Raw genomic sequence first — 2,142 nt, forward strand, 5'->3', positions numbered from 1 at the left:
GCTTAGCCAAGCACGTCTCACGACCAAGGCCTGGCACCAATTCCTCGATGACTTTATCAACGATCCCGAGCTCGCCGCGCGCTTCAAGGCCCATAAGCCGCGGTAACAATCGGACGGTTACGGTGCAGCAGGCGGCTATTCGGTAGGATATGATAGTTACGATCTTTTCGACTTGGGCGAATTCCACCAAAAAGGATCAATCGCCACCAAATATGGAGACCGGGCGCAATTGGAGCAAGCCTGCCACAGCCTTGAGGAAGCCGGAATTCGCGTCATCCATGATGTGGTTTTCAACCACAAAATGGGCGCTGACGAAACCGAACGGGTACAAGTGCGCAGGGCTGAACCAGAGAATAGAACAGACATTGAGGACATAGCGTTCGAAGCATCTGCCTATACGAAATTCACCTTTCCTGGTCGGCAAGGCGAATATTCGAAATTCATGTGGGACATGAAATGCTTCAGCGGTGTGGACCATATCGAAGATCCCACCGAGGACGGTATATTCCGCCTCGTCAACGAATATGGCGACGGAGAGTGGAGCGACGAGGTAGATAGTGAAAAGGGCAATTTCGACTATCTCATGGGGTCCGATGTCGAGTTTCGAAACAAGGCGGTTTACGAGGAGCTTAAATATTGGGGCCGTTGGCTTCCGCAGCAACTGCCCTGTCATGGGTTCCGGCTTGACGCAGCCAAGCATATTCCAGCATGGTTTTTCCGCGATTGGGTTGGCCATGTGCGCGAAACGGTGGACAAGACATTGTTCGTGGTGGCGGAATATTGGCATCCAGATATGGATGTGCTGCACCGATATCTGGAGCAGGTCGACGAGCAGTTAATGCTGTTTGATGTCGCATTGCACCATCGATTTTTCGACGCATCGAAATCCGGCGGCGACTATGATTTGCGCACGATATTCGACGACACCCTTGTCAGCGTTTCGCCCCATCACGCGGTGACTTTGGTCGCCAACCACGACACCCAGTCGCTCCAGGCGATGGAGGCGTCGGTCGAAACTTGGTTCAGGCCGCTGGCCTATGCGCTCATCCTGCTGCGCGAACAGGGCGTACCATGTATATTCTACCCCGATCTTTATGGCGCTCGCTATAGCGACCAGGGCGAAGATGGGGAAGATCATGAGGTCGAGATGCCCGCGATCGAGAGCCTCCCCAAGCTCATCGAAGCCCGCCAGCGTTTCGGCCATGGTCCACAAACCGAAATGTTCGACGATCCGGGGTGCATAGCCTTTGTCCGCCACGGCACCGCGCAAGCGCCAGGCTGCATCGTCATCGTCGCCAATGGCGAAGGTCGCGAAAAAGGCATCGACCTTGGTCCCGACCGTGCGGGAGACGGATTTCGCGATTTTCTGGGCTATTGCCAGGAAGAAGTCATAGCCGACGATGCCGGCCGGATCGTCGTCAGAGTCAATGGAGGCAGCGTTAGCGTGTGGGTTCCAAGCGACGCGATCTGATCCGTGCGTCCCCGGCGGCGGATGGGACGTCGATTTTCCCGGATTGAAACGACAGATAAGCTTGCTAGGGTGATCAGGTGGGAGACATGGACACCGAACGCGACAGATTGATCACCGCGCTGGCGCAGGTCGCGCAGCGTGATCGGTCGGCGCTCCGGCAAGTTTACACCATGACGTCTGCGAAACTTTTTGGCGTTTGCCTCCGTATCTCTGCTGACCGCGACGCAGCCGAGGATATTTTGCAAGACGTGTATATCAAGATTTGGAATCGGGCCGAACGGTTCGACGCGGGACGCGCCAGTCCCATTACCTGGTTGTGTGCGATCGCGCGGAATACAGCCATAGACTGGTGCCGCGCATCGCGACGTCCCGGCATGGCGACGGAAGAAGCCGCGGCGCAAATTGCCGACGCAACCCCTCTGGCCGACATGGCGATCGAGCGCGACCAACATAGCGCGCGTCTTTTCGCTTGCCTGGATGAACTTGAAGACCGGCATGGTCTGGCGATCCGTTCGGCATTTCTGGATGGCCTCACATACGCTCAATTAGAGCGGTTTCCACACGAACTGAATCGGTAGGGGTTCCCTTCGCTGCGCTGATGTGATTCACGCTGTCTGCTGGTGACAGGAGGCCAGCATGGATGGCACGAACGCTTTCACAGGACCTGCGGG

General features: G+C 56.5%; 2 protein-coding genes. Both read left to right on the forward strand.

Annotation, left to right across the window (positions count from 1 at the left end; all coding sequences use genetic code 11):
• Positions 1–172 precede the first annotated feature (172 nt).
• Positions 173–1,471: an alpha-amylase gene (gene amyA / locus EWH12_RS21745; protein WP_242496177.1), complete on the forward strand. Its 1,299-nt coding sequence runs from the start codon at positions 173–175 to the stop codon at positions 1,469–1,471.
• An 86-nt stretch (positions 1,472–1,557) separates the two neighbouring features.
• Entirely contained in the window at positions 1,558–2,049 is a 492-nt protein-coding gene (locus EWH12_RS21750; RefSeq protein ID WP_242496178.1) for a sigma-70 family RNA polymerase sigma factor, read from the forward strand.
• Positions 2,050–2,142: the final 93 nt, after the last annotated feature.

Origin of the sequence: Sphingobium cupriresistens (assembly GCF_004152865.1) — a bacterium.
In the GTDB taxonomy this organism is placed as follows: domain Bacteria; phylum Pseudomonadota; class Alphaproteobacteria; order Sphingomonadales; family Sphingomonadaceae; genus Sphingobium; species Sphingobium cupriresistens.